The organism is Rugamonas brunnea, assembly GCF_014042345.1.
Classification (GTDB): domain Bacteria; phylum Pseudomonadota; class Gammaproteobacteria; order Burkholderiales; family Burkholderiaceae_D; genus Rugamonas; species Rugamonas brunnea.
Window position 1 is genome coordinate 374,638 of sequence record NZ_JACEZT010000001.1, and the last position, 22,933, is coordinate 397,570.

General features: G+C 69.9%; 12 protein-coding genes. 9 read left to right on the forward strand and 3 right to left on the reverse strand.

Features of this window, described 5'->3' with window-relative positions; all coding sequences use genetic code 11:
* Window positions 1–28: 28 nt before the first annotated feature.
* Window positions 29–1,720 carry a methyl-accepting chemotaxis protein gene (locus H3H37_RS01690; protein WP_220456301.1) on the reverse strand — a complete coding sequence of 564 codons (1,692 nt, stop codon included), beginning with the start codon at window positions 1,718–1,720 and terminating at the stop codon, window positions 29–31.
* 217 nt (window positions 1,721–1,937) lie between these two features.
* On the opposite strand from H3H37_RS01690, the gene moaA reads away from it, so the two are divergent.
* Window positions 1,938–2,975: a GTP 3',8-cyclase MoaA gene (gene moaA, locus H3H37_RS01695; RefSeq protein WP_182159451.1), complete on the forward strand. Its 1,038-nt coding sequence runs from the start codon at window positions 1,938–1,940 to the stop codon at window positions 2,973–2,975.
* A gap of 21 nt (window positions 2,976–2,996) precedes the next feature.
* On the opposite strand, the gene H3H37_RS01700 is transcribed toward moaA, so the two are convergent.
* Window positions 2,997–4,430, reverse strand: coding sequence for an aminotransferase-like domain-containing protein (locus H3H37_RS01700; RefSeq protein ID WP_182159454.1), 1,434 nt, complete (start codon window positions 4,428–4,430; stop codon window positions 2,997–2,999).
* Window positions 4,431–4,568: 138 nt separating this feature from the next.
* On the opposite strand from H3H37_RS01700, the gene H3H37_RS01705 reads away from it, so the two are divergent.
* The 4 genes from H3H37_RS01705 to H3H37_RS01720 are packed head-to-tail and all read left to right on the forward strand — an operon-like array spanning window position 4,569 to window position 10,137.
* On the forward strand, window positions 4,569–6,887 hold the full coding sequence (locus tag H3H37_RS01705) for an FdhF/YdeP family oxidoreductase (protein WP_182159457.1): 2,319 nt from the start codon (window positions 4,569–4,571) through the stop codon (window positions 6,885–6,887).
* Window positions 6,880–8,238 carry a cytochrome ubiquinol oxidase subunit I gene (locus tag H3H37_RS01710; RefSeq protein ID WP_182159459.1) on the forward strand — a complete coding sequence of 453 codons (1,359 nt, stop codon included), beginning with the start codon at window positions 6,880–6,882 and terminating at the stop codon, window positions 8,236–8,238. Before H3H37_RS01705 ends, H3H37_RS01710 begins: the two co-directional genes overlap by 8 nt.
* 9 nt (window positions 8,239–8,247) lie before the next feature.
* A complete protein-coding gene (locus H3H37_RS01715) occupies window positions 8,248–9,213 on the forward strand; it encodes a cytochrome d ubiquinol oxidase subunit II (RefSeq protein ID WP_182159462.1) in 966 nt (321 codons plus the stop codon).
* Between the two features lie 9 nt (window positions 9,214–9,222).
* The gene (locus H3H37_RS01720) at window positions 9,223–10,137 is read left to right on the forward strand and encodes a bestrophin family protein (protein ID WP_182159464.1); all 915 of its coding nucleotides are present in this window, start codon (window positions 9,223–9,225) and stop codon (window positions 10,135–10,137) included.
* A gap of 59 nt (window positions 10,138–10,196) precedes the next feature.
* On the opposite strand, the gene fdhD is transcribed toward H3H37_RS01720, so the two are convergent.
* Complete coding sequence (gene fdhD, locus H3H37_RS01725) at window positions 10,197–11,036, reverse strand: formate dehydrogenase accessory sulfurtransferase FdhD (protein ID WP_182159467.1); 840 nt, start codon at window positions 11,034–11,036, stop codon at window positions 10,197–10,199.
* 507 nt (window positions 11,037–11,543) lie between these two features.
* Here fdhD and H3H37_RS01730 point away from each other — a divergent pair.
* Genes H3H37_RS01730 through H3H37_RS01745 form a run of 4 tightly spaced genes read left to right on the forward strand, consistent with a single transcriptional unit; the run spans window position 11,544 to window position 22,931 of the window.
* Window positions 11,544–13,013 carry an OprD family outer membrane porin gene (locus H3H37_RS01730; RefSeq protein ID WP_182159470.1) on the forward strand — a complete coding sequence of 490 codons (1,470 nt, stop codon included), beginning with the start codon at window positions 11,544–11,546 and terminating at the stop codon, window positions 13,011–13,013.
* Window positions 13,014–13,064: 51 nt separating this feature from the next.
* Window positions 13,065–16,916, forward strand: coding sequence for a non-ribosomal peptide synthetase (locus tag H3H37_RS01735; RefSeq protein ID WP_182159472.1), 3,852 nt, complete (start codon window positions 13,065–13,067; stop codon window positions 16,914–16,916).
* A 29-nt stretch (window positions 16,917–16,945) separates the two neighbouring features.
* Window positions 16,946–22,213 carry a non-ribosomal peptide synthetase gene (locus H3H37_RS01740; RefSeq protein WP_182159475.1) on the forward strand — a complete coding sequence of 1,756 codons (5,268 nt, stop codon included), beginning with the start codon at window positions 16,946–16,948 and terminating at the stop codon, window positions 22,211–22,213.
* On the forward strand, window positions 22,200–22,931 hold the full coding sequence (locus H3H37_RS01745) for an AzlC family ABC transporter permease (protein WP_182159478.1): 732 nt from the start codon (window positions 22,200–22,202) through the stop codon (window positions 22,929–22,931). Before H3H37_RS01740 ends, H3H37_RS01745 begins: the two co-directional genes overlap by 14 nt.
* Window positions 22,932–22,933 lie beyond the last annotated feature (2 nt).

Here is a 22,933-nt window from a genome sequence, read left to right on the forward strand (position 1 = left end):
CCTTGGAGGCTGGGATGAGGGACGGCGGTCAGGCCGCTTCGGCCAGGGCCAGGGCCCGGGCGGGCTTGGCGGCCCGCCCCTGTCCCGCGCGCAGGCCCTGCCCTGCGCGCATACCCGGCGCTGCGGCGCGGGCCGGCGCGACCGGTGCGATCGGCTCCGGCGCCGCGCCTTCGATGCGGAAGCGGCTCACGGCCAGGGCCAGCTGGCCCGCCTGGTCCTGCATCGATTGCGCGGCCGCCGCCACCTCTTCCACCAGCGCGGCGTTCTGCTGCGTGCCCTGGTCCATCTCCACCACGGCGCGGCTGCAGGCGACGATGCCGCTGTGCTGCTCGGCGCTGGCGTGGCGGATCTCCGCCATGATGGCCTCGACCCGGCCCACGCTGGCGATGATGTCTTGCATCGCGCCGCCCGCCTGCGCCACCATCGCCGCGCCGGCATGGGCCTGGCCGGTGGCGGTGGTGATGAGCTGTCCGATCTGCTGGGCGGCCGCCGCCGAGCGCTGGGCCAGCTGGCGCACCTCCGAAGCGACAACGGCAAAGCCACGCCCCGCGTCCCCGGCGCGCGCCGCTTCCACGGCCGCGTTGAGCGACAGGATATTGGTCTGGAACGCGATGCCGTCGATCAGGCCGATGATCTCCGCCATCTGCTTGGCGGAACGGGTGATGTCGTCCATGCTGGCCGTCACGGCGGCCACCGCCTCGCCGCCCCGCCCGGCCGCCGCCGACGCCTGCTGCGCCAGGCCGTTGGCCGCTTCCGCGTTGGCGCTGTTCTGTTCCACGGTGGCGCTCAACTGCTCCATGGCAGCCGCCGTTTCCTCCAGGCTGGCGGCCTGCTGCTCGGTGCGCGCCGACAGATCCAGGTTGCCGGCCGCGATCTGGGCCGAGGCGGCGGCGATCTGGTCGGCGTCGCGCCGCACCAGGCCCACCAGGTGGCCCAGGTGGTCACGCATGTGCTCCATTTCGTACATCATGCTGCTGCGGTCGCCGGGGCGCAAATCGATGGCGCCCGTCAGATCGCCCTCCGCGATGCGGGCCGCGACGGCCGCCGCCCAACCGGGTTCGCCGCCCAGGTCGCGCCGCAGCCGGCCGATGATGAAGGCCGCCAGCGCGGCGGAACACAACAAGGCCAGCGCGCCCAGCCCCAGCATCTTCAGGCGCGTGGCAGCGTAGGCTTGCTTCGCTTCTTCGCGCGAGGCGTTCATCAACGCCACCTCGTTGCGGATCTGGGCTGCCATCGCGTCGCGGCAGGCCTGCAGCATGGGCTTGACCTGCTGGTTCAGGAAGGCGCGCGCGTCCGCGTCGCGCCCGGACTGCACCATGGCGATCAACTCCTGCTGGCCAACGGCATACGCTTGCAGGGTGCTCACCACCTGCTGCAGCGCGGCCCGGCCTCCGGGGCTGGTCACCCGCCGGTCCAGTTCCGCCGTGTTCGCGTCGATCTCGCTGCGGAAGGTCGAAATATCGTCGATCTGCCGGCGCCGCACGGCCGGATCATCGGTCAGCATCACGTTGCGCAGCGCGACGGCGATATCGGTGACGCGCAGGCGCACGTCGGTCGCCAGTTCGATGCGGGGCCAGCGGTCGCCGGCCATGCTGGCGGCGACGGCATTGAGTTTGCCTTGTTCGCTCAGGCCAAGCGCGATCACGGCGGCCAGGAAAACGCAGACGGTGCCAAAGCCTGCCATGAGCAAGGTCGCGACCTTGAAGCGGGGAGTATGCATGATGGGGTATCTCCAGAGAGGTGGGCGGCGTGAGGCGGGAAGCTGCTGTCTGCCGCAGGAACAGTATGGCCGCAGGATAAAGCGGCCGGCACCGCGCCGGAGGGTACAGCTTGGGCCTGTCGGAGGCGGTACAGCCGGAAGCGCGCCGCGCTGTGTTCCCCGCGCGGCCGGGCGACTGTGCTCCTGTGCTCCCCTTGCGCGGCGCTATGCTGGCCACATGAATACGCTACCCGACCTCCGCGATACCCGTGGCCGCCCGCTCAGGGACCTGCGCCTGTCTGTGATCGACCAGTGCAACTTCCGCTGCCCCTACTGCATGCCGAAGGAGAGCTTCGGCCCCGACTTTCCCTTCATGAGTTCCAGCGAGCGCTTGTCGTTCGACGAACTGGCGCGGCTGGCGCGCAGCTTCGTCAGTCTCGGCGTCGAGAAGATCCGCATCACGGGCGGCGAGCCCTTGCTGCGCAAGGATTTGCCGCGCCTGATAGAACACCTGGCCGCCATGCGCACGCTGGAGGGACGGCCGCTCGACATCGCCCTGACCACCAATGGTTCGCTGCTGGCGGCCAGGGCGCAGTCGTTGAAGGATGCGGGCCTGCGGCGCGTGACGGTCAGCCTCGACAGCCTGGATGAGACGCTGGGTGGGCGCATGAACGGCGTCGGCTTTCCGGTGGCGGCCATCCTGGACGGGATCGCCGCCGCCCAGCGCGTGGGACTGGCGCCGGTGAAGGTCAACACGGTGATCGAGCGCGGCGTGAACGACAGCCAGATCCTGCCGCTGGTGCGCCATTTCCGGCACAGCGGCGTACAGTTGCGCTTCATCGAATACATGGATGTGGGCGGCGCCAGCCGCTGGAACGCGGCCCAGGTGCTGGAGGCCGACGCCATGCGCGCCATCGTCGCCGCGCACTATCGGTTGGTGCAGGACGGTGCACCGCAGGGCCACGGCACGGCCGAACTGTGGCGGCACGCCGACGGCGCCGGTTCCATCGGTTTCATTTCCAGCATGTCGCACCCGTTCTGCGGCAGTTGCGTGCGGGCGCGTGTGGCGGCCGACGGCAAGCTCTATCTGTGCCTGTTCGCCCGGGACGGCGCCGACTTGCGTCCGTGGCTGGGCGCGGGCCAGGAAGCGGCGCTGGCGGACCGGATACGGGCGCTGTGGCGGGCCCGCGCCGACCGCTACTCGGAACTGCGCGGCAGCATGGCCAGCGCGCCCGTCACGCGCAAGGTCGTGCGCATGTCGCTGGTGGGCGGCTGAGCGCGGCGGGGCGATGGATGATCAACTGCCGCGCAATGACGCCAGCTGCGACACCAGGCGCCCCAGCATGCGCAGCGCTTCCTCGATCTCCTTCGACCATTCGTAGCTGTAGTTGAGCCGGATGTAGTTGGGATAGCTGCCGCGCGCCGAAAACATGTGGCCCGGCCCGACCGTGATCTTGCGCTCCAGCGCCAGCGCGTACAGCTTCATCGCATCGACACCGGCTGGCAATTCCACCCACAGCACATAGCCGCCCTGCGGCGTGCTCACGCGCGTGCCGGCTGGGAAGAAGCGCAGCACGGCGGCCGCCATCATGCGGGCGCGCTGCTCGTAACCCTTGCGCACCTTGCGCAAATGGCGGTCGTAGCCATCGTTCTGCAGGTATTCCGCGATCGCCATCTGGGGCAGCGTGGGCGTGGTCAGCGTGTTCAGGAACTTGAGCTTTTCCACCTGCGCCGTGTAGCGTCCCGGCAGCGCCCAGCCGATGCGGTAGTTCGCCGTCAGGCTCTTGGAGAAGGACGAGCAGTGCAGCACCAGGCCCTTGGTGTCGTAGGCCTTGAGCGAAGTGGGATGGCTGTCGCCGTAATACAGCTCGTGGTAGACATCGTTCTCGATGACGGGAATGTCGTGGCTGGCCAACAGCTCCACCAGCTCGCGCTTGCGCGCGTCCGGCATCAAGAAACCCATCGGATTCTGGAAGTTCGGCATCACCATGCAGGCCGCCACGCGCTGCTGCGTGAGGATGGTGCGCAGCGCCTCCACGCTGATGCCTTCGCGCGGATCGGTCGGCACTTCCAGCGCCCGCATCCCCATGCGTTCGATCGCGTGCAGCATCGCATAGAACGTCGGCGATTCGACGGCCACCGTGTCGCCCGGCCGCGCCACGGCCTGCAGGCACAGGTTGATGGCCTCGGTGGCGCCCACCGTGACGATGATCTCCGACGGATCGACGGCCAGCCCGTTCTCCATGTGGCGCCGGGCGATCTGGCGTATCAGCTCCGGATTCCCGGGCGGCAGGTCGTCCATCACGCTCCAGTGCCGGGCGCGCCGCGCCAGGGCATTCGCGTACTGGCTGATGCGGGGCCACGGGAACGGCGACGGGTCCGGGTACGGTGAACCGAGCGGCACGGCGCCCTGGGTCCGTATCGTGCGCAAGGTCGACAGCACCAGCCGGCTCACATCCACCTCGGACGACAGCACCAGCGCCGGCGCGGCCGGCGCGGCGGCCGGGCGCGGCGCATGGGCCGTCCGGGGACGCACGAAGTAGCCCGACTGCGGGCGGCTCTCGATCACACCCCGGCTCTCCAGCATGGAATAGGCGCGCAGCACGGTGCTGATGCTCAGGTTGCGGTGCTGGCTGGTCTGGCGCACGGACGGCAGCCTGTCGCCTTCCAGCAGCACGCCTCTGGCGACCTGGCTCTCGATATCGGCGGCAAGGGTCTCGTACAGGTTCATGCGAACCAGTATATCGCAGCCATCGGGCCGCCGGACCAGCCCCGGCGCTGTACTCCTCCCGTGTGTGGCGTTCTGTACGCCCTGCCTCCGGCCCATCGCGCCGACACTGGCACCACCTAGCGAAAGGAGTCTATCAACATGGGTAACAAGGACAACACGGGCCGCATCGCCCCCTACCACAACGCCGCCGGCGGCTGGGGCGCCCTCAAATATGTGGCGCTGAACCTGTATCGCGAACGGGTCAGCGCCGGCAACCTCAACACCCTGCTGTCGCAGAACCAGCCGGACGGTTTCGACTGCCCCGGCTGCGCCTGGCCGGACCGCGCGCATACGTCCACCTTCGAATTCTGCGAGAACGGCGTGAAGGCCGTGGCGGCCGAGGCCACCAGCAAGCGCGTGCGGCCCGACTTCTTCGCGCGCCACACGGTGACCGAGCTGATGGCGCAAACGGACTACGAGCTGGAACAGCATGGCCGCCTCACTGCCCCGATGGTGTACGACCACGCCAGCGACACCTACCAGCCCATCGCCTGGGACGACGCGTTCGGCCTGATCGCCAGCCACCTGCACGCGCTCGATGACCCCAACCAGGCAGCGTTCTACACCTCGGGCCGGGCCAGCAACGAAGCGGCCTTCCTGTACCAGCTGTTCGTGCGCATGTACGGCACCAACAACTTCCCGGACTGTTCCAACATGTGCCACGAGGCCACCAGCCGGGGCCTGCCGCACACGGTGGGCATCGGCAAGGGCACCGTCACGCTGGACGATTTCGAGCTGGCAGACGCGATCCTGATCTTCGGCCAGAACCCGGCCACCAACCATCCGCGCATGATGGGCGAGTTGCGCGAATGTTCGCGCCGGGGCGCGGCCATCGTCTCCATCAACCCGCTCAAGGAACGGGGACTGGAGCGCTTCCAGGACCCGCAAAGTCCGGGCGAGATGCTGCTCAACTCCGCCACCCGCATCAGCAGCATGTTCGTCCAGCCGCGCCTGGGCGGCGACTTCGCACTGATCAAGGCCGTCGCCAAGCGCGTGGTGGAGCTGGACGACGAGGCGCTGGCGGCCGGCCGCTGCCGCATCCTGGACACGGAATTCATCGCCAGCCACACGGTGGGCTTCCACGCCTTCGCCCGCGACCTGCGCAGCGAAAGCTGGCATGTGCTGCTGGAGGAATCGGGCGTGGAGCGCGACCAGATCGAGCGCCTGACGCGGGTCTACGTCAACAGCGAACGGGTGATCGCCTGCTGGGGCATGGGCCTGACCCAGCACCAGAATTCCGTGGCGACGATCCAGATGCTGTCCAACCTGATGATGATGCGCGGGAACATCGGCCGGCCCGGCGCCGGCCTGTGCCCCGTGCGCGGCCACTCCAACGTGCAGGGCGACCGCACGGTGGGCATCGACGAGCGCCCGCCGGCCCAGTTGCTGGACCGGCTGGAACAGGTGTTCGGCTTCACGCCGCCGCGCGCGCACGGCCTCGACGTGGTCGCCACCATCGAGGCCATGATCGCCGGCCGGGTCAAGGTGTTCGTGGGCCTGGGCGGCAATTTCGCCAGCGCCACGCCCGACACCCCGCTCACCTGGCAAGGCCTGCGCCAGTGCGCGCTGACCGTGCACGTGGCCACCAAGCTCAATCGCAGCCACCTGGTGCACGGCAGGGATGCGCTGATCCTGCCCACGCTGGGCCGCACCGAGGTCGACCTGCAGCAGGGCGTGGCCCAGGGCGTGACGGTGGAGGACTCGATGAGCATGGTGCACATCTCGTTCGGCATCAACCAGCCCGCCTCGCCCGCGCTGCTGTCGGAGGTGGCCATCGTGGCCCGCATGGCGCACGCCACGCTGGGCGACGGCCAAGTCGACTGGCTGGCGCGCGCCGCCAACTACGCCCTGATCCGCGACGACATCGAGCAGGTGTTCGACGACTTCCACGACTACAACGCCCGCGTCGCAAAACCGGGCGGCTTCCACCTGAAGGTCGCCTCACGCCTGCGCGAATGGGTGACGGACAGCCAGAAGGCCCAGTTCATCGTCAACGCCGTCAACCGCGACACGCCCATCCACCGCGCCCGCGCGCGCCACGGCGAGCGCCTGCTGACGATGATGACCACCCGCTCGCACGACCAGTACAACACCACCATCTACGGTCTGGACGACCGCTACCGGGGCGTGTTCGGCCTGCGCCGCGTGGTCTTCATCCACCGCGACGACCTAGGCATGCTGGGCATGCGGGCCGGTGACCGGGTCGACATCACCAGCGTCTGGGACGATGGCGTGGAGCGCCGCGCGGACGGCTTCCTGCTGGTCGAATACGACATCCCGCGTGGCTGCGTGGCGGCCTACTACCCCGAAACCAACCCGCTGGTGCCGCTGGCCAGCGTGGCCGTGGGCGCCGGCACGCCCACCTCCAAGTCGATTCCCGTTTTGCTGCATCCATCCCAAGGAGATCATCATGCATGACGCAACGCTGATGCTGTCGCGCGCGCAGTTCGCGCTGACTGCCATCTTCCACATCGTCTGGCCCATCCTCACGATCAGCCTGTCCGCCTTCATCCTGCTGCTCGAAGCGCTGTGGATACGACGCGGCGAAGTGGTCTACTACCAGCACGTGCGCTACTGGAGCAAACTGCTGGTGCTCAATTTCGCCGTCGGCGTGGTGAGCGGCATCCCGATGGAATTCCAGTTCGGCACCAACTGGGCCCAGTTCTCGCGCTTCACCGGCTCCTTCATCGGCAACATCCTCGGCTTCGAAGGCGCCATGGCCTTCATGCTGGAGGCCGGATTCATCGGCGTGATGCTGTGGGGCTGGGGCCGCGTGCCGCGCACCGTGCACCTGTTCGCGACGGCCATGGTGGCGCTGGGCTCCACCATCTCCGCGTTCTGGATCATGGTGGCCAACTCCTGGATGCAAACCCCGGCCGGCGTGGCCGTGGTGGACGGGCACGTGGTGGTGACGGACTACCTGGCCGCGATCTTCAATCCCGGCATGGCGCACGGCGTGGCCCACATGTGGCTGGCGGCCATGGAGACCGGCTTGTGCGTGGTGGCCGGCATCTCGGCCTGGCACCTGTACCGCGGTCGACAGGCGGAATTCTTCGCGCGCTCGTTCCGGCTGGCGCTGGGCGTGCTGGCCGTGGTGGCGCCGCTGCAGGTGCTGGTGGGCGACGCCAGCGGCGCGGCCCTGTTCGAGCAGCAGCCAGCCAAGGGCGCGGCCATCGAAGGCCACTGGCAGACCAACGCGGCCGGCAGCGGCGCCGCCTGGTCGCTGCTGGCGTGGCCCAACAAGGCCGAACAGCGCAACGACTGGGCCATCGAAGTGCCGAACGCGCTGAGCATGCTGGCCACCCACAGCATGGATGGCACGGTGACCGGCCTGCGCGACATCCCCGTGGCCGACCAGCCGCCCGAGCTGCCCTTGCTGTACTACGCGTTCCGCGTGATGGCGGGCATCGGCGTGCTGTTCGCCGTGCTGGCCTGCTGGACCGTGTGGGCCATGCGCCGCGCACGTGGCCAGCTCGATGCCCTGCTGGCGCGGCGCAAGCTGCTGCTGGCCTGGACCCTGTGCATCCCGCTGCCCTACGTGGCCGTGGAATGCGGCTGGATCGTGCGCGAAGTGGGACGCCAGCCGTGGTCCGTGTACGGCCTGCTGCGCACCAGCGACGCGGCGTCCTCCGTGGCGGCCGGCGCCGTGTGGTCCAGCACTGCCATGTTCATCGCCTTCTACGCGGTGCTGCTGACTGCGTTCACCATCTATTCCCGCAAGTGGCTGCGCGCCGGCCCGGACCTGGCGCAACAGCCGCCCGCCATCTAAGGAGTCATCATGCATACCATCCTCACCAATGCCTGGTTCGGCCTGATCGGCCTGATGCTGGTGTTTTACGTCATCACGGACGGCTTCGACCTCGGCGTCGGCATGCTCAGCCTTGTCACCCCGCGCGAGCAGGACCGCGACCAGATCTTCTCGTCCATCGGCCACGTCTGGGACGCCAACGAGACCTGGCTGGTGGTGCTGGGCGGCGCCCTGTTCGGCGCCTTCCCGGCCGCCTACGCCATGTTGATGGAACAGCTGTACGTGCCCGTCATGCTGCTGATCGCGTCGCTGATCGCGCGCGGCGCGGCCATCGAGTTCCGCCACGTGGCCGACCGCAAGCGCGGCTGGGACATCCTGTTCGGCCTGGGCAGCCTGGGCGCGGCCGCCTGCCAGGGCGTGGTGCTGGGCAAGGTCATCACGGGCCTGGCGCCGGGCGCGCTGGCCGGGGCATTCACCGGCCTGTGCGCGCTGGGCGTGATCGCCGGCTACAGCCTGCTGGGCGCCACCTACCTGGTCAAGAAGACCCATGGCGCGCTGGTGGAGACGGCACGCCGCCAGGCCACCGGCACGCTGATGGCGACGGTGGCGGCGGCCGTGCTACTGTCGGCCGGCACCATGGTGTTCAGCGAGATCGGCCACGACCGCTGGATGCAGCCCACCGTGCTGGCGATCCTGATGCCACTGGCGCTGGCGGCCGCCTGCGCCGGCGGCTACGTGCTGTACGCGCTGCATGTGGGCTCCAGCCACGGCCCGTTCCGGGGCGCCATCGGCCTGTTCGCCGCCTCGTTCGCGGGGCTGGCGGTGAGCCTGTTCCCCGACCTCGTGCCCGGCAAGCTGACCATCGCGGAAGCCGCCTCTGACGGCGCCACGATGGCCTTCATGTTGTGCGGCATCGCCGTGGTGTTCCCCGTCATGGTCGGCTACAACCTGTACCAGTACCACGTGTTCCGTGGCCGCGTGGTACTGGAACACTGAGGAGCTGCCTTGATCATCCGCCCTCCAAGCAACTGGTTCCGCATGCTGCTGGTGTGGAACGGCTCGGTGCTGCCGTCCATCCTGCCGCAACTGGGATTGATGCTGGCCATCAGCCTGGTGGCGCTGCTCGGCGACGGGCGCATCTTCGGCGAGCGCGTGCCGCTCGACACGGCGCCCTTCCCCCTGCTCGGCATCAGCCTCGCGATCTTTCTGGCGTTTCGCAACAACGCCAGCTACCAGCGCTACCTGGAAGCGCGCCAGCTGTGGGGCCACATCCTCGCGGCGGCGCGCACCCTCACCTCGCAGACGCTGGCCTACCTGCCGCCGGAACGTCTGGACCACGCGCAGTTCGCACGCCAACTGATCGCCTTCGTGCACCTGCTGCGGCACCAGCTGCGCGGTTCCGACGCCGGCGCCGACCTGCAGCGGCTGCTGGAACCGCAAGCCGTGGCCCAGGCAAGCGCCCGCAACTACCGCCCGATCGCGGCGCTCAACGACATGCGCCGCACGCTGGCCGGCGCGACCGCCGGCTTGCCGGGCGGCGAGCAGACCGTGTGGATGCTCGACGCGCAGATCAACAACCTGGCCGATGCCGTGGCGGGTTGCGAACGGATCGCGGGCACGCCCATCCCCTATCCCTACGGCGTGCTGCTGCACCGGACCATTTACGCCTATTGCTTCCTGCTGCCGTTCGGGCTGGTGCACGCGATCGGCGCGGCCACGCCGCTGATCGCCGTGTTCGTGGCCTACACGCTGGTCGCGCTGGAAGCCATCGCGCAGGAAATCGGCGACCCGTTCGGCGTCGCGCCCAACAGCCTGGCGCTGAACGCGATGAGCCGCACCATCGAACGGTCGGTATTGGAATTATGCGGGTTGGCGCTGCCGGCGGAGGCGCCCGTCGGCAAGGGATACCAGGTCAGCTAGAAAGGAAAGGCCCGCCCGCGCGGCCTGCGCGGGCGGGCAGTCGTCGCTTCGGCAGGGCGTCAGACTGGTTGGAGCGGGGCGTCGGCCCTCAGGCCATCGCTGTAGTCGACGAAGCCATCGGCGCGGCAGAAGCTGACCAGCTTGAGTCCCGCCTGCGCCGCGATATCGATGGCCAGGCTGGTGGGCGCAGAGATGGTGGCCAGCATGGGAATGCCGACCCGCGCCGCCTTGCGCACCAGTTCATAGCTGGCGCGGCTGGACAGGAAGGCGAAGCCGCTGCGCAAGTCCGCGCCCTGCAAGGCCAGGTGGCCCACCAGCTTGTCCAGCCCATTGTGCCGGCCCACGTCCTCGAACACCGCATGCACGGCGCCATCGAGGCCGCACCAGGCGGCAGCGTGCACGCCGCCCGTCGCCTGCATCAGGACCTGCTGCGCGGCCAGCCCGCGCGCCGCGCGCGCGAGCGCGGGCGCCAGCGGGGCCGGCAACGGCGCCGCCGGCAGCGGGGCAGGTTCCAGGTCCAGCATCGCCAGGCTTTCGATACCGCACACGCCGCAGCCGGTGCGGCCGGCCAGCGCGCGGCGCCGCTGCTTGAGCTGCATGAAGGCGCCCTGGCCGATGGTGAGCTGCACTTCGGCCGCCGCAGGCAACTGGTGCACGACCACGTCATGGATGTCGGACTGGCCCGGCACGATGCCTTCGGTCAGCGCGAAGCCCACCGCCAGCGCTTCCAGGTCGCGTGGCGTGGCCATCATCACGGCATGGGAGATGCCGTTGAAGACCAGTGCCACCGGTACTTCCTCGGCCACCTGGTCCGTCACGCGGACGGGCGCCGGGCCGCGATGGCGCATGACCATCCGTTGCTGGAAGCCGCTGGGTTGGGGGGAGAGATCGGGTCGCATACGCACCTCGGGTGATGGATTTAGTCAGCTTGCATGGTAAGCACGGCGCACGCCGCGCAGGTGCACAGTCAGGCGGCTGGCGCGGGGGCACAGACGGCGGAGCACAGCAGCATACGCAGCTTGCTATCCGCAAGTTAATATTGAAATAAAAATAATCTTGACAATTCGGATAGCAATATTTGATAATTCTTTTCGTTTTGCAGTGCACCATACCCAACCCGTATAGGCACTGGTCGCCAGGCGCAAACGCTGCGTCAGGCAACATTCGCCGCAGACGATCCCCTGTGGCCCCCTCTCTCGGCACATACGCCGATGAACGAATAAGTTCCCCGCTTTCTTTCTGCTTCCACCTGCCGCGTTCCGTTGCGACCAGGCGGTAGTTCGTAACGTTCGTACCGTTCACTTGTACCCTGGACCGCGCTTGCGCGTGGCCCGCGCACGCCTGTCGCTGTCCAGGGCGCGTGCACCGGCTGGTCGGTTCCTTCGCAAGCAACTTAGTGGCTTTTTATGCGCATCCTGAAACACGTACTGATGGCGACGTTCCCCCTGCTCGCCTGTCTGGCACCGCCGGCCTGCCCGCAGACGCCGGCGTCGCCCGAACCGCTGTCCTGCACGGCCGAACGGACCAAGGCCGCATGCCTGCTGGCGGCGGCCGGCCCGGCCCAGGCGGCCCAGGCGGCCACCCACGACGTGGGCGCCAGCGTCGGGCGACTGCAACCGGCCCCCGCCGAAACGGCCCAGCCGGCGTCCGGCGCGGCTGCGCCGCTGCTGCGCGACGGCCAATTGACGCTGTTGTTCCGCAATTTCCTCGGCACGGAGTGGATCCAGGACACGCTGGACCGGCGCGCCTGGGTCCAGACGCTGCAGGCCAATTACGTCTCCGGCTACACGGCCGGGCCGCTCGGCCTGGGCTTCAGCGTGTCGCCGTTCGTGGCGCTGCCGCTGGACCAGCGCGGCGACGCCGGCAACTTCGTTTACGGCCACCGCCTTGGCGGCGACGGCCCCACCGTGTTCCTCGGCGCCTACACGCTCAACGCGCGCGTCGGCAAGGCCGTGTTCAGATATGGACTGCAACGGCTCAGCAATCCCCTGCTGGTGAGCCGGGACATCCTCTCGCTGCCGCCCACCTTCCAGGGACTGACGGCCGCGCTGCCGCTGTCGGACCGGCTCATGCTGGCCGCCGGCCGCCTGAGCGCCGTCAAGGCGCGCGGCCACACCTCGCTGCAGGCGCTCAGCAGCGGCTATGGCGGCACCGGCATCGGCCACGTCGACTTCGCAGGCGCCGACTGGGCCTGGTCCGGCGACGGCAAGGCGTCCGTCTACCTCGACCGCGCCAGCGATGTCTGGCGCCAGCTCTACCTCGCGCTCACGCGCGGCGCCGGCGACCACAAGGTCCTGCGCGTCACCGGCAAGGCCGACCTGTACGCCACGCGCAACGATGGCAGCAGCCGCCAGGGCGACATCGGCAACCAGGCCTACAGCCTGGCCGTGACGGCTGAACGCGGCCCGCACGCCGTGACGGCCGGCTACCAGCGCATCATGGGCGACCAGTTCTTCGACTACCTGGGCGAAACGTGGGGCGACGCGCTGCTGAACGCGATGGACGTGGACTACAACGCCCCGCACGAAAAATCCGCCCAGCTGCGCTACGCGTTCGACGGCGCCAGCGCCGGCCTGCCCGGCTTCAGCATGATGCTGTGGCGCGTGCAGGGCTGGGGCGCCGACGCCCGCGCCGGCGCCGCCGCGCAAGCCAGTCCGGCCAGCCCGCTGTACGCGCTGTACTGGAAGAACGGCGAACCGGTGCATGGCAGCCACGGTGAATACGGCATCTATCCCAGCTACGTGGTCCAGAGCGGCCGCTGGAAGCACGCCAAGGTGACCTTGCTGGCCGTGCTGCACCACAGCGGCTCCCACTACGCCGACAGCAGCAACCGGGAATTCAAGCTGCGTGTCGAATTCCCCGTCAAGGTGTTTTGAGCGGCGCAGCGGCCGCGCCCCCCTCCCATTTTTCCAACGCCCAGCCCACCCATGACCTCCTCCACCTCCACTTGCCCGCACGTCGACACCGCCCTGCCCCACGACGGCTGGTTGCCGCGCGCAGCATTCCCGCCATTGGCTGCCGATGCCGCCGATGCCGCCACCGAAGCCTGGCCCCCCCTGTCCGGCGCCAGCCAGCAGCGCCTGCGCGAACTGGAAAGCCGCCACCATCTGGCTCCCGGCCACGGTCTGCTGGCGGCCTGGCTCGCGCTGCTGCACCAGCTCACCGACCAGGCGGAACTGGCCGTGTTCGAACTGCGCCCCGGCGGCTGGTCCGGCATCGCCTCGGCCGTCGAAGCATCGACCACGTACACCGGCCTGTTGCGCAGCCTGGGCAGGAAGTTGGGCACGGCCCGCCCGCAGCAGCTGGAGGCGCGCGACGATCAGGCGGGGCCGCAGTGCCGCCTGGGCTTCTGCCTGGACGACGGGACGCTGGCGCCGCCATCCGTCTGCCCGGATCAGCTGGACCTGCTGCTGATCCTGCCTGCCGGCGGCCAGGGCGCCGTGCGCTGGCGCGCGCGGCTGGCCGACGCCTGCACGCGGCGCCACCTGCAACTGCTGCTGGTCCTGCTCGACAAATTGCTGGCCCGTCCGGACGAGGTGCTCGGCCGCCTCGATCCGCTGTGTCCCGCCGAACGGGCGCGCCTGCTGCACGCGTTCCAGGACACGGCCACCGCCTACCCGCGCGACAGCACCCTGGTCGACCTGCTGCGCGACAGCGCCGCCCGCGACGCCGACCGGCTGGCCGTCACCGATGGCCGCCGCACGCTCACGCGCGGCCAGTTGCTGCAACAGGCCAGCGCGCTGGCGGCGCGGCTGCAACGGCACGGCGTCACCCCGGCCGCGCCCGTGGCGCTGCTGATGCCGCGCGATTGCGCGATGGTGGTGGCCACCGTGGCCAGCCTGGTCGCGGGCGCCTGCTACTGCCCGCTGGACCCCGACTACCCGCCCGAACGGATCGCCTACTGCCTGGCCGACAGCGGCGCGCGCTGCCTGCTGGTGTCGGATGCGGCCACGCTGGCGATGGCGCAGGCGCTGCAGGCTGCGGGCCAGTTCAGCGGCGCCGTGCTGGTGGTGGACCCGGCCGGCCAGGACGATGACGCGGACCGCGCGGTGCCCGTGGCCGCGCCCGTACGGGCCAGCGATACGGCCTACCTGATGTACACCTCGGGCACCACCGGCCAGCCCAAGGGCGTGCTGGTGAGCCATCGCGGCGTGGTGCGCCTGGTGCGCGACACCAACTACATCCGCTTCGACGAGGACAGCCGCGTGCTGCAAGCCGGCGCAATCGGCTTCGACGCCTCCACCTTCGAGCTGTGGGGCGCGCTGCTGAACGGCGGCGAGCTGCACATCGTCGGGCGCGACACCCTGCTCAGCGCGCGCCTGCTGGGCCAGTTCCTGGCCGCCAGCCGCATCAACACGGCGCTGATCACCTCCTCGCTGTTCGCCCAGCTGGCCAACGAGAACGCGGCGCTGTTCCAGCCGCTGCGTACGCTCGTCATCGGCGGCGACGTGGTGCCCGCGCGCCAGGTGCAGGCGGTGCGGCTGGCCTGTCCCGGCCTGACCGTGGTCAACGCCTACGGCCCCACGGAGAACGCCGTCATCTCCACCGCCCACGTCATCGGCGACGCGGACGGCCTCGATATCCCGATCGGCCGCCCGATCAGCAACAGCAGCGCCTACGTGCTGGGCCGCCTGGGCCAGTTGCAGCCGGTCGGCGTGCCCGGCGAGCTGTATGTGGGCGGCGACGGCATAGGCAACGGCTACCTGGAGCGCCCGGAACTGACGCAGGCGGCCTTCGTCCCCAGCCCGTTCGGGCCGGGCGCCACCCTGTACCGCACCGGCGACATGGCGCGCTGGCGCGACGACGGTACGCTCGACTTCCTGGGACGGCGCGACCAGCAGATCAAGGTGCGCGGCTTCCGCGTCGAACTGGGCGAAGTGGAAAACCAGCTGCTGGCGATCGCGGACGTGACGGCCGCCATCGTCATCGCGCGGCGCTCGGCGGCGACGGGCGAAAGCCAGCTGCACGCGTGGTTCACGGCGCGCACGCCGCTGGACCCGGCCCGCGTGCGCGCCCAACTGGCCGACGCCCTGCCGGTCCACATGGTGCCGCACCTGCTGCGCCAGCTCGACGCGCTGCCGCTGACGGCGAACGGCAAGATCGACCGCCAGGCGCTGCAAGCGGCCCAGGTGCTGCGGCCGGTGCCCGCCGCCGCGGAGACGGCGGCGCCGGCGCAGGTCACGCCGCTCGAACAGACCGTGCTGCAACTGCTCAGCGCACTGCTGGAAGGCGACGCCGTCACCCTCGACGACAACGCGCTGGCGCTCGGCGCCAGTTCGCTGACGGCCGCCATGCTGGCGGCCCGGATCGAGACCCAATTGCACAAGCCCTGCACGGCCGCGATGGTGCTGGCCAGCGCCACGCTGCGCGCGTTGTGCCACGCCCTGGTGCAGTCGCCCGATCTGGCGCCGGACGCCAGGCAAGCCATCCCCGCGCTGACGCGGCGCGCCACCTACCGCGCCGCGCCGCAGCAACAGCAGCTGTACGTGGCGTGGCTGAAAGACCCGGCCTCGCGCGCCTATCACCTGCCGATCGAGATCGCATGGGATGGCCAGGCCGACCTGGCGCGGCTGGAAGCCGCGCTCAATGAACTGGTCTGCCGGCACGACATCCTGCGCACCAGCTTCCACCATGACGGCGCCGCGTTGCAGCAGCAGGTCCAGGCCATGCTCGCGGTGCGCATCGAACAGCGCGAAGCGGGCGACGATATGGCCGCTGCCATCGACGCCTGGGCCCGTCCGTTCGACCTGGAGCAGGCGCCGGCCTGGCGCGTGGCCCTGTTCCGCAGCCGGGGCCATGGCCGTGACCAGGCCTGCCTGCTGCTCGACCTGCACCACATCCTGGCCGACGCCATCTCCATCGCCCTCCTGCTCGAACAATGGCAGGCGCTGTACCTGGGCCAGCCCGTGCCGCTGCCCAGCCACCAGTTCGGCGACTATGCCGAATGGCGCCACGCGCCGGCCACGCAGCAGTGGCACGACAACCTGGCCCCGTTCTGGCGCGCCACCATGAACGGCTGGCAGCGCGCACCGGAGCTGCCGCTGGACCGCACGCGGGCGGCGCTGCGCTCGGAGCGTGGCGCCATGCTGGCCGTCGACCTGGGCGAACAACGCTCGGCCGCGCTACGGCGCTGCGCGCAAACGCTGCGGCTCACACCCTTCCACCTGCTGCTGGCGTCGTACGCGCTGTGGCTGGCCGGCACGCTGGACCAAACTGAAGTCACCGTCGGCTCCCCGGCCGCCGGCCGCCAGGCGGCCGGCACGGAATCGCTGGTCGGCATGCTGGTCAACACGGTCTGCCTGCGCATCGATGTGGCCGGCAACGACACCGCGGCCGACTGGCTGCGGCGCACGGCCCGCCATATCGACGCCAGCTTCGAACACCAGGCCTACCCGTTCGCCAGCCTGGCCGACGCCGTCGACGCGGCGCGCGACTACCGCCGCCATCCCGTGTTCGACACCATGTTCGCGTTGCAGAACACGGCGCTGGGACGCCAGGCCTTCCTCGGCCAGCCGGTGCGCTGGGCGCCGGAGCACACGGCCAGCACGCTGTTCGACCTGAACCTGCAGCTTGACGACAGCGCGCCCGTGCTGCGCGGCCACTGGGCCTACAACCGCGACCTGTTCGACGCCGTCACCGTCCAGACCTTCCGCGACGACTGGCTGGCCATGCTCGACCGCCTGCTGGCCCAACCGGACGCGCCGCTGGCCAGCCTGCTGGCCGCGCCGGCCACGCCAGCGCCGGCGCCCGTGCTGGCCCCGATTTCTTTCACCCTGTAGTTCCCACCAACCCGACTCCTTAGGTCCCTATGCAATCCATCGAATCCCTCGGACAATTGAAAGTGCTGGCGGCGCGCCGACCGCGCGAAGCCAGTTTCTGGAAGGCGCAGATCGCCGCGCTGCCCGGCAAGAGCCGCTTCCCGGCCGACCACGGCTGCGGCGGCGCCCAACTGTCGCAGCAATACCGCGCCGCGCTGGCTGCCGCCACCGGCGCCGCGCTGGAGCGGGCCACGTCGGCCCAGCCTCTGAGTCAGCAGGTGTTGCTGAACGCCGTCGTGGCGGCGCTGCTGGAACGCTACACCGGCGTGGCCGGCGTGGCCATCGGCCAGCCGGCGCTGCGCACCGGCGCGGACCAGCCACTGCTGGCCGAGTGGCTGCCGCTGGCGCTGACCCTGGCCCCGGGCGCCAGCCTGCGCGACCTGCTGGCCGCCAGCCAGCAGCAAACCCAGGCCACGCTGGAACACCAGGACTTCCCGCTGCAACTGCTGGCCCACGGCGACGCCGACGATGCCCTCCATCCCTTCTTCGACATCGGCGTGCGCGTGCTGCATGCCGGCACGCCGGCCGGCGCCGCGCCGGACGGTGTGTCGCTGCTGGTGACGCTGCTGCGCGGCGACGACGGCTACACCTGGCAGCTCGACTACGACGGCCGTCAGTATCTGGAGGAGACCGTGGAACGCCTGGCCCGCCACCTGGGATTGCTGCTGCACGCGGCCCTGCAGGCGCCGGACGCCGCACTGGGCGCGCTGTCGCTGCTGACTGACGACGACGACCGGATCCTGGCCGAGGCCAACGCCACCGCCTTCCCCTACGAACACCAGCTGCGCCTGGACCAGGTGCTGGCGCGCCAGGTGGCGCAAACGCCGGACGCCATCGCCGTCACCTTCGGCGACCGCAGCCTGACCTACCGCGAGTTCAACGCGCGCGCCAACCAGCTGGCCCACACGCTGCGCCGCCACGGCGTGGGCCGCGACCAGATCGTGGCCGTGCTGGCCGAACGCTCGATCGAAATGCTGGTGGCCATCCACGCCGTGCTCAAGGCCGGCGCCGCCTACCTGCCGATCGACCCCAGCTATCCCCAGGCCCGCGTCGAATACGTGCTGGGCGACAGCGGCGCGCCCGTGATCCTGGCCCACACGCGGCTGGTGCCCACGCTGGCCACGCAACCGGTCATCATCGACCTCGACGACCCGGCCTCGTACGACGCCGACGACACTGCGCCGGTCCATGGCGGCAACGCGCGCGACGTGGCCTACGTGATCTATACCTCCGGCTCGACCGGCAACCCCAAGGGCGTGCTGGTGGAGCACCACTCGGCCATCAACCGCATCGCGTGGATGCAGCGCGCCTACCCGATCACCGCCGGCGACGTGATCCTGCAGAAGACGCCGATCGCGTTCGACGTCTCCGTATGGGAACTGTTCTGGTGGTCGTTCGTGGGCGCCAGCGTGTGCCTGCTGGCGCCGCGCGGCGAACGCGACCCCGACACCATCATCGACACGGTGGAGCGGCGGCGGGTCACGGTGATGCACTTCGTGCCATCGATGCTGAACGCCTTCCTCGACTACGTGGGCGCGCTCGGCTGCGGCGCGCGCCTGCGCGGGCTGCGCCTGGTGTTCGCCAGCGGTGAAGCGCTGGGCACGCACCAGGTGGAGAAATTCCACGCGGTGCTGGCCCCGGCCCAGCTGATCAACCTGTACGGCCCGACCGAGGCGACGGTCGACGTCTCGCACCACCTGTGCCGCCCCGACGCCGGCGCCACCAGCGTCCCGATCGGCAAACCGATCGACAACCTGCGCCTGTACGTGCTGGACGCGCGCATGCAGGTGCAGGCCGTGGGTGTGCCGGGCGAGCTTTGCATCGCCGGCGTCGGCCTGGCGCGCGGCTACCACCGCCGCCCCGAGCTGACGGCCGAACGTTTCGTCGAACATCCCTTCCCCGGCGAGACGCGCATCTACCGCACCGGCGACCTGGCGCGCTGGAACAGCCGCGGCGAGATCGAATACCTGGGCCGCATCGACAACCAGGTCAAGATCCGCGGCTACCGCATCGAACTGGGCGAGATCGAAGCGCGCCTGCGCGAGCATCCGGACGTAGCCGACGCCGTGGCGATGGCGCAAAAGGATGCTGACCAGGTGGCCGAATTGTGCGCCTACGTGGTCGCGCCGGCCGGCACGGACGTGGCGGCGCTCAAACGCCATCTGGCCAGCGGCATGCCCGAGTACATGGTGCCGGCCCATATCATCTGCATGGCCAGCTTCCCCCTCTCGCCCAACGGGAAGCTGGACCGCGCCGCGCTGCCCAAGCCCAGCTTGGCCGCCGGCCCGGCCGCCGACTACGTGGCGCCGCGCAACGCAACCGAACAGGCACTGGCCGAGATCTGGAGCGAAGTGCTGGCCCAGCCGCGCGTGGGCGTGCACGACAACTTCTTTGCGCTGGGCGGCAATTCCATCCACTTCGTGGCCGTGCTGGCCAAGGCCCGCCAGCGCGGCCTGCCGTTCACGTTCCAGCAATTGTTCGCCCATCCCACCATCGCCGGACTGGCCGAGGCTATCAGCACCGCGCCCGCCCCGGCGGCCGAAGTGGCAGTGGCGCCGTTCGGGCTGGTCAGCGAGGCCGACCGCGCCCGCCTGCCCGCGTCGGCGGAGGATGCCTATCCGCTGTCGCTGCTGCAGATCGGCCTGGTGTTCCAGAACGAACTGACGTTCGGCACCTCGCAGTACCACGACATCCTCAGCTACATGATCCAGAGCCGGCTGGACGTGGCCGCGTTCGAACAGGCGGCCGCCATCGTGGTGGCGCGCAACCCCATCTTCCGCACCAGCTACCACCTGAGCGGCTTCGACGACCCGCTGCAGATCGTGCACCGCGACGCCAAGGTGCCGCCGGTGATCGTCGACCTGCGCGACCTGGACGGCGAAGGCCAGGAAGCGTGGTACCAGGACTGGACCGAGACGGAGAAGCAGCGCCGCTTCGTGTGGGAGGAGCCGGGCCTGGTGCGGCTGCATGTGCACATCCTGGCCGACGACCTGTATCGCTACACGCTGATCCAGCACAATTCCGCGCTCGACGGCTGGAGCATCACGCTGGTCCACACCCAGTTGTTCGAGACGTACCATGCGATCGTGGCCGGCACCTGGCAGCAGCGCGCGCCGGTCGACAACTTCCTGCACCATTACGTGGCGCTGGAACGGCAGTCGCTGGCCACGGCCGCCGACCGCGATTTCTGGCAGGCCGAGATCACGGGCGCCACCTACACCGAACTGCCCCGTTGCGGCGCCGTGCAGACGGGCGTCGCCCACCCGACCGTGGTGTTCCACGACGTGGACATTTCGCGCCGCCTGTCCGAGCGCATCGTCGCCCTGTCGGACCGGCTCGGCGTGCCGGTCAAGACGCTGCTGATGGCGGTCCACCTGAAAGTGCTGAGCGTGTTGTGCGGCACCGAGTACGCGATGACCGGCTACGAGCAAAGCGGCCGGCCCGAGCACGAGGACGCGACCGAAGCGCTGGGTCTGTTCCTCAACACCGTGCCGTTCGGCCTGCACGTGAGCGCCGGTTCGTGGGAACAGCTGATCCGCCACGTGTTCGACGCCGAGCGCCGCCTGCTGCCGCACCGCCGCTACCCGATGGCGCAGATGATGCAGGACCTCGACATCCGCGGCATGCTGTTCGAGACGGCCTTCAACTACACCCACTTCTACCGCCTCAAGGAACTGCGCGCCCTGCCCGAGTTCTCGCTGCTTGACGTGCGCGCCAATTCCGAGACGGAGTTCGTGATCCGCGCCGAGTTCTCGCGCCACTTCTACAGCGACGAAGTGCGTCTGAGCCTGCACTACCACGACCACGTGTTCACCATCGACCAGATGGAAATGATGGGCGGCTACTACCGGCGCGCGTTCGAACTGATGACGGCCGACCCGACCCAGCCGCACGATCTGCAAAGCCTGCTGTCGCCGGCCGAGACGGCCCGCCTGGCAGAAGCGGGCCAGCGCGCGGCGCCGGCCGGCGTGGACGCCGGGGTGGCCGTGTGCGTGCTCGACGCCTCGGGCATGCCCGCCCCCACGGGCGCCTGGGGCCAGCTGCACCTGGCCGGCGCCAAACCGGTGGCGACCGGCCGCAGCGCGCGCTGGCTGCCCGACCTGCGCCTGGAATGCGCCGACGGCGCGCCGGTGCCGCGCATCTTCGGCGCCGACACGGCCAAGGCGGCGCGCGCGCCGCTGCCCGCCAGCGCCCAGCCGGCCCAGCTGACGCCATGGGAACAGCGCATCGCCACCGTCTGGGCGCAAGTGCTCCGGGTGGACGGCGCCAGCCTGCGGCCCGAGCACGATTTCTTCGCGCTGGGCGGCAATTCGCTGAGCGCGATCCGCGCCGTGTTCATGCTCGAAGGGGCGATCCGGCTGGCCGACATCATGCAGCATCCGACGCTGGCGGAACTGGCCGTGATCGCCGCCGGCGGCGCCGGCCGCGCGGCCCGCATGCTGGTCAAGCTCACCGGCGGCGCCGGCGACCGCGCCACCCTGGTCTGCCTGCCCTACGCGGGCGGCGGCAGCGCCAGCTTCCGTCCGCTGGGCATGGCCCTGCGCGAGGCCGGCTGCCCGGTCGGCGTGTATGGCGTGGAACTGCCGGGCCATGAACTGTCGTCGCAGGCCTCGGAACTGGTCGACATCCCGGCGGCGGCCCACCGCCTGCACCAGGAGATCGGCGCCACGGTCACCACCCCCGTCATCCTGTGGGGCCACTGCATCGGCGCGGCACTGGCGCTGGCGCTGGCGCAGCTGATGGAACAGGCGGGCCAGCCGCCGCTGCACGTGTTCATCGGCGGCAAACTGCTGCATCCGGCCGAACAGATGCACGCCGGGATCGCCGCCATCGCCGACATGTCCGACCGCGCCGTGGTGGACTGGATGGTGCGCGAAACGGGGCACACGGAACTGGCCGATTTCAGCAACGAGCATGCGGCGCAGCTGGTGGCGCTGTTCCGCCACGACGCAGCCGTCGCCAACCGCTACCTGGCCGAACGGGCCGACGACGACGCCGACGCGGCCGGCCAGCCCTTGCACGGCGCCTTGTCCGTGGTGGTGGCACCGGACGATCCGCTCACGCGCAATTACGCCCACAACTGGCGCAACTGGAGCGTGTTCAGTCATCAGCTCCAGCTGCATGAACTGGATGGCGGCGGCCACTACTTCTGCCGCACCCGGCCAGCCGACGTGGCCGCGCTGATCGCGGCCGTGGTGACGGGCGTCCAGCGTGGACTGCCCGCCGATTCCGAAGGAGATCTCGATGTCGCAAACTGACACCCCGCGCAGCCAGCTGGCTGCGGGCCTGCGCACCGCGCTGCCGTTCCTCGCCTCCGCGTTCCCGCTGGGCGTGATCGGCGGCATGCTGGGCATGGCGAGCGGCCTGAGCGCCGCGCACACCATGGCGCTGTCGGCCATCCTCAACTCGGGCACCGCCCAGTTCCTGGCCACCCGGCTGCTGCAGGAGCACGCCAGCATCACGGTGATCCTGCTCACGATCCTGGTGCTAAGCCTGCGCATGGTCGTCTACGGCCTGGCGCTGCGGCCACACGCACGGGGCTTCCCGGCGGGCTGGCGCCTGGTGCTGGGCTTCGGCCTGATCGACGCCGTGTTCTTCGCCGTGATCGAACGCCTCAAGCAACCGGCCAACGCCAAACACTGGCGCTGGTTCTTCGTTGGCGTGTCGGGCGCCATGTACGCCGGCTGGCTGCTGGCGACGGCGGTCGGCATCGGGCTGGGTACGGCCCTGCCCGAGACGATGCTCAAGGGCCTGGATTTCCCGCTGGTGGCCATGTTCGGCGCCATGCTGGCGTCGACCCTGGGGGACCGCAAGACCTACGCGGTGATGGCGGTGACGGCCGTGCTGGCCGTGCTCACCAACGGCATGCCCTACCACGTCGGCCTGCTGGTGGCCGCATTGGCCGGCGCCAGCTTTGGCGCCGTGTTGGACTGGCTGCAGCAAGGCCAGACTGTCGCAGCGAACGTGGAGGGTTAAGC

Excerpts from the sequence above, each read along its gene's own strand:
- H3H37_RS01730 (WP_182159470.1), top strand. The coding sequence starts at position 11,544 with ATGCGCATCCTGAAACACGTACTGATGGCGACGTTCCCCCTGCTCGCC.
- fdhD (WP_182159467.1), bottom strand. The coding sequence starts at position 11,036 with ATGCGACCCGATCTCTCCCCCCAACCCAGCGGCTTCCAGCAACGGATG.
- moaA (WP_182159451.1), top strand. The coding sequence starts at position 1,938 with ATGAATACGCTACCCGACCTCCGCGATACCCGTGGCCGCCCGCTCAGG.
- H3H37_RS01740 (WP_182159475.1), top strand. The coding sequence starts at position 16,946 with ATGCAATCCATCGAATCCCTCGGACAATTGAAAGTGCTGGCGGCGCGC.
- H3H37_RS01735 (WP_182159472.1), top strand. The coding sequence starts at position 13,065 with ATGACCTCCTCCACCTCCACTTGCCCGCACGTCGACACCGCCCTGCCC.
- H3H37_RS01715 (WP_182159462.1), top strand. The coding sequence starts at position 8,248 with ATGCATACCATCCTCACCAATGCCTGGTTCGGCCTGATCGGCCTGATG.
- H3H37_RS01705 (WP_182159457.1), top strand. The coding sequence starts at position 4,569 with ATGGGTAACAAGGACAACACGGGCCGCATCGCCCCCTACCACAACGCC.
- H3H37_RS01700 (WP_182159454.1), bottom strand. The coding sequence starts at position 4,430 with ATGAACCTGTACGAGACCCTTGCCGCCGATATCGAGAGCCAGGTCGCC.
- H3H37_RS01690 (WP_220456301.1), bottom strand. The coding sequence starts at position 1,720 with ATGCATACTCCCCGCTTCAAGGTCGCGACCTTGCTCATGGCAGGCTTT.
- H3H37_RS01710 (WP_182159459.1), top strand. The coding sequence starts at position 6,880 with ATGCATGACGCAACGCTGATGCTGTCGCGCGCGCAGTTCGCGCTGACT.
- H3H37_RS01745 (WP_182159478.1), top strand. The coding sequence starts at position 22,200 with ATGTCGCAAACTGACACCCCGCGCAGCCAGCTGGCTGCGGGCCTGCGC.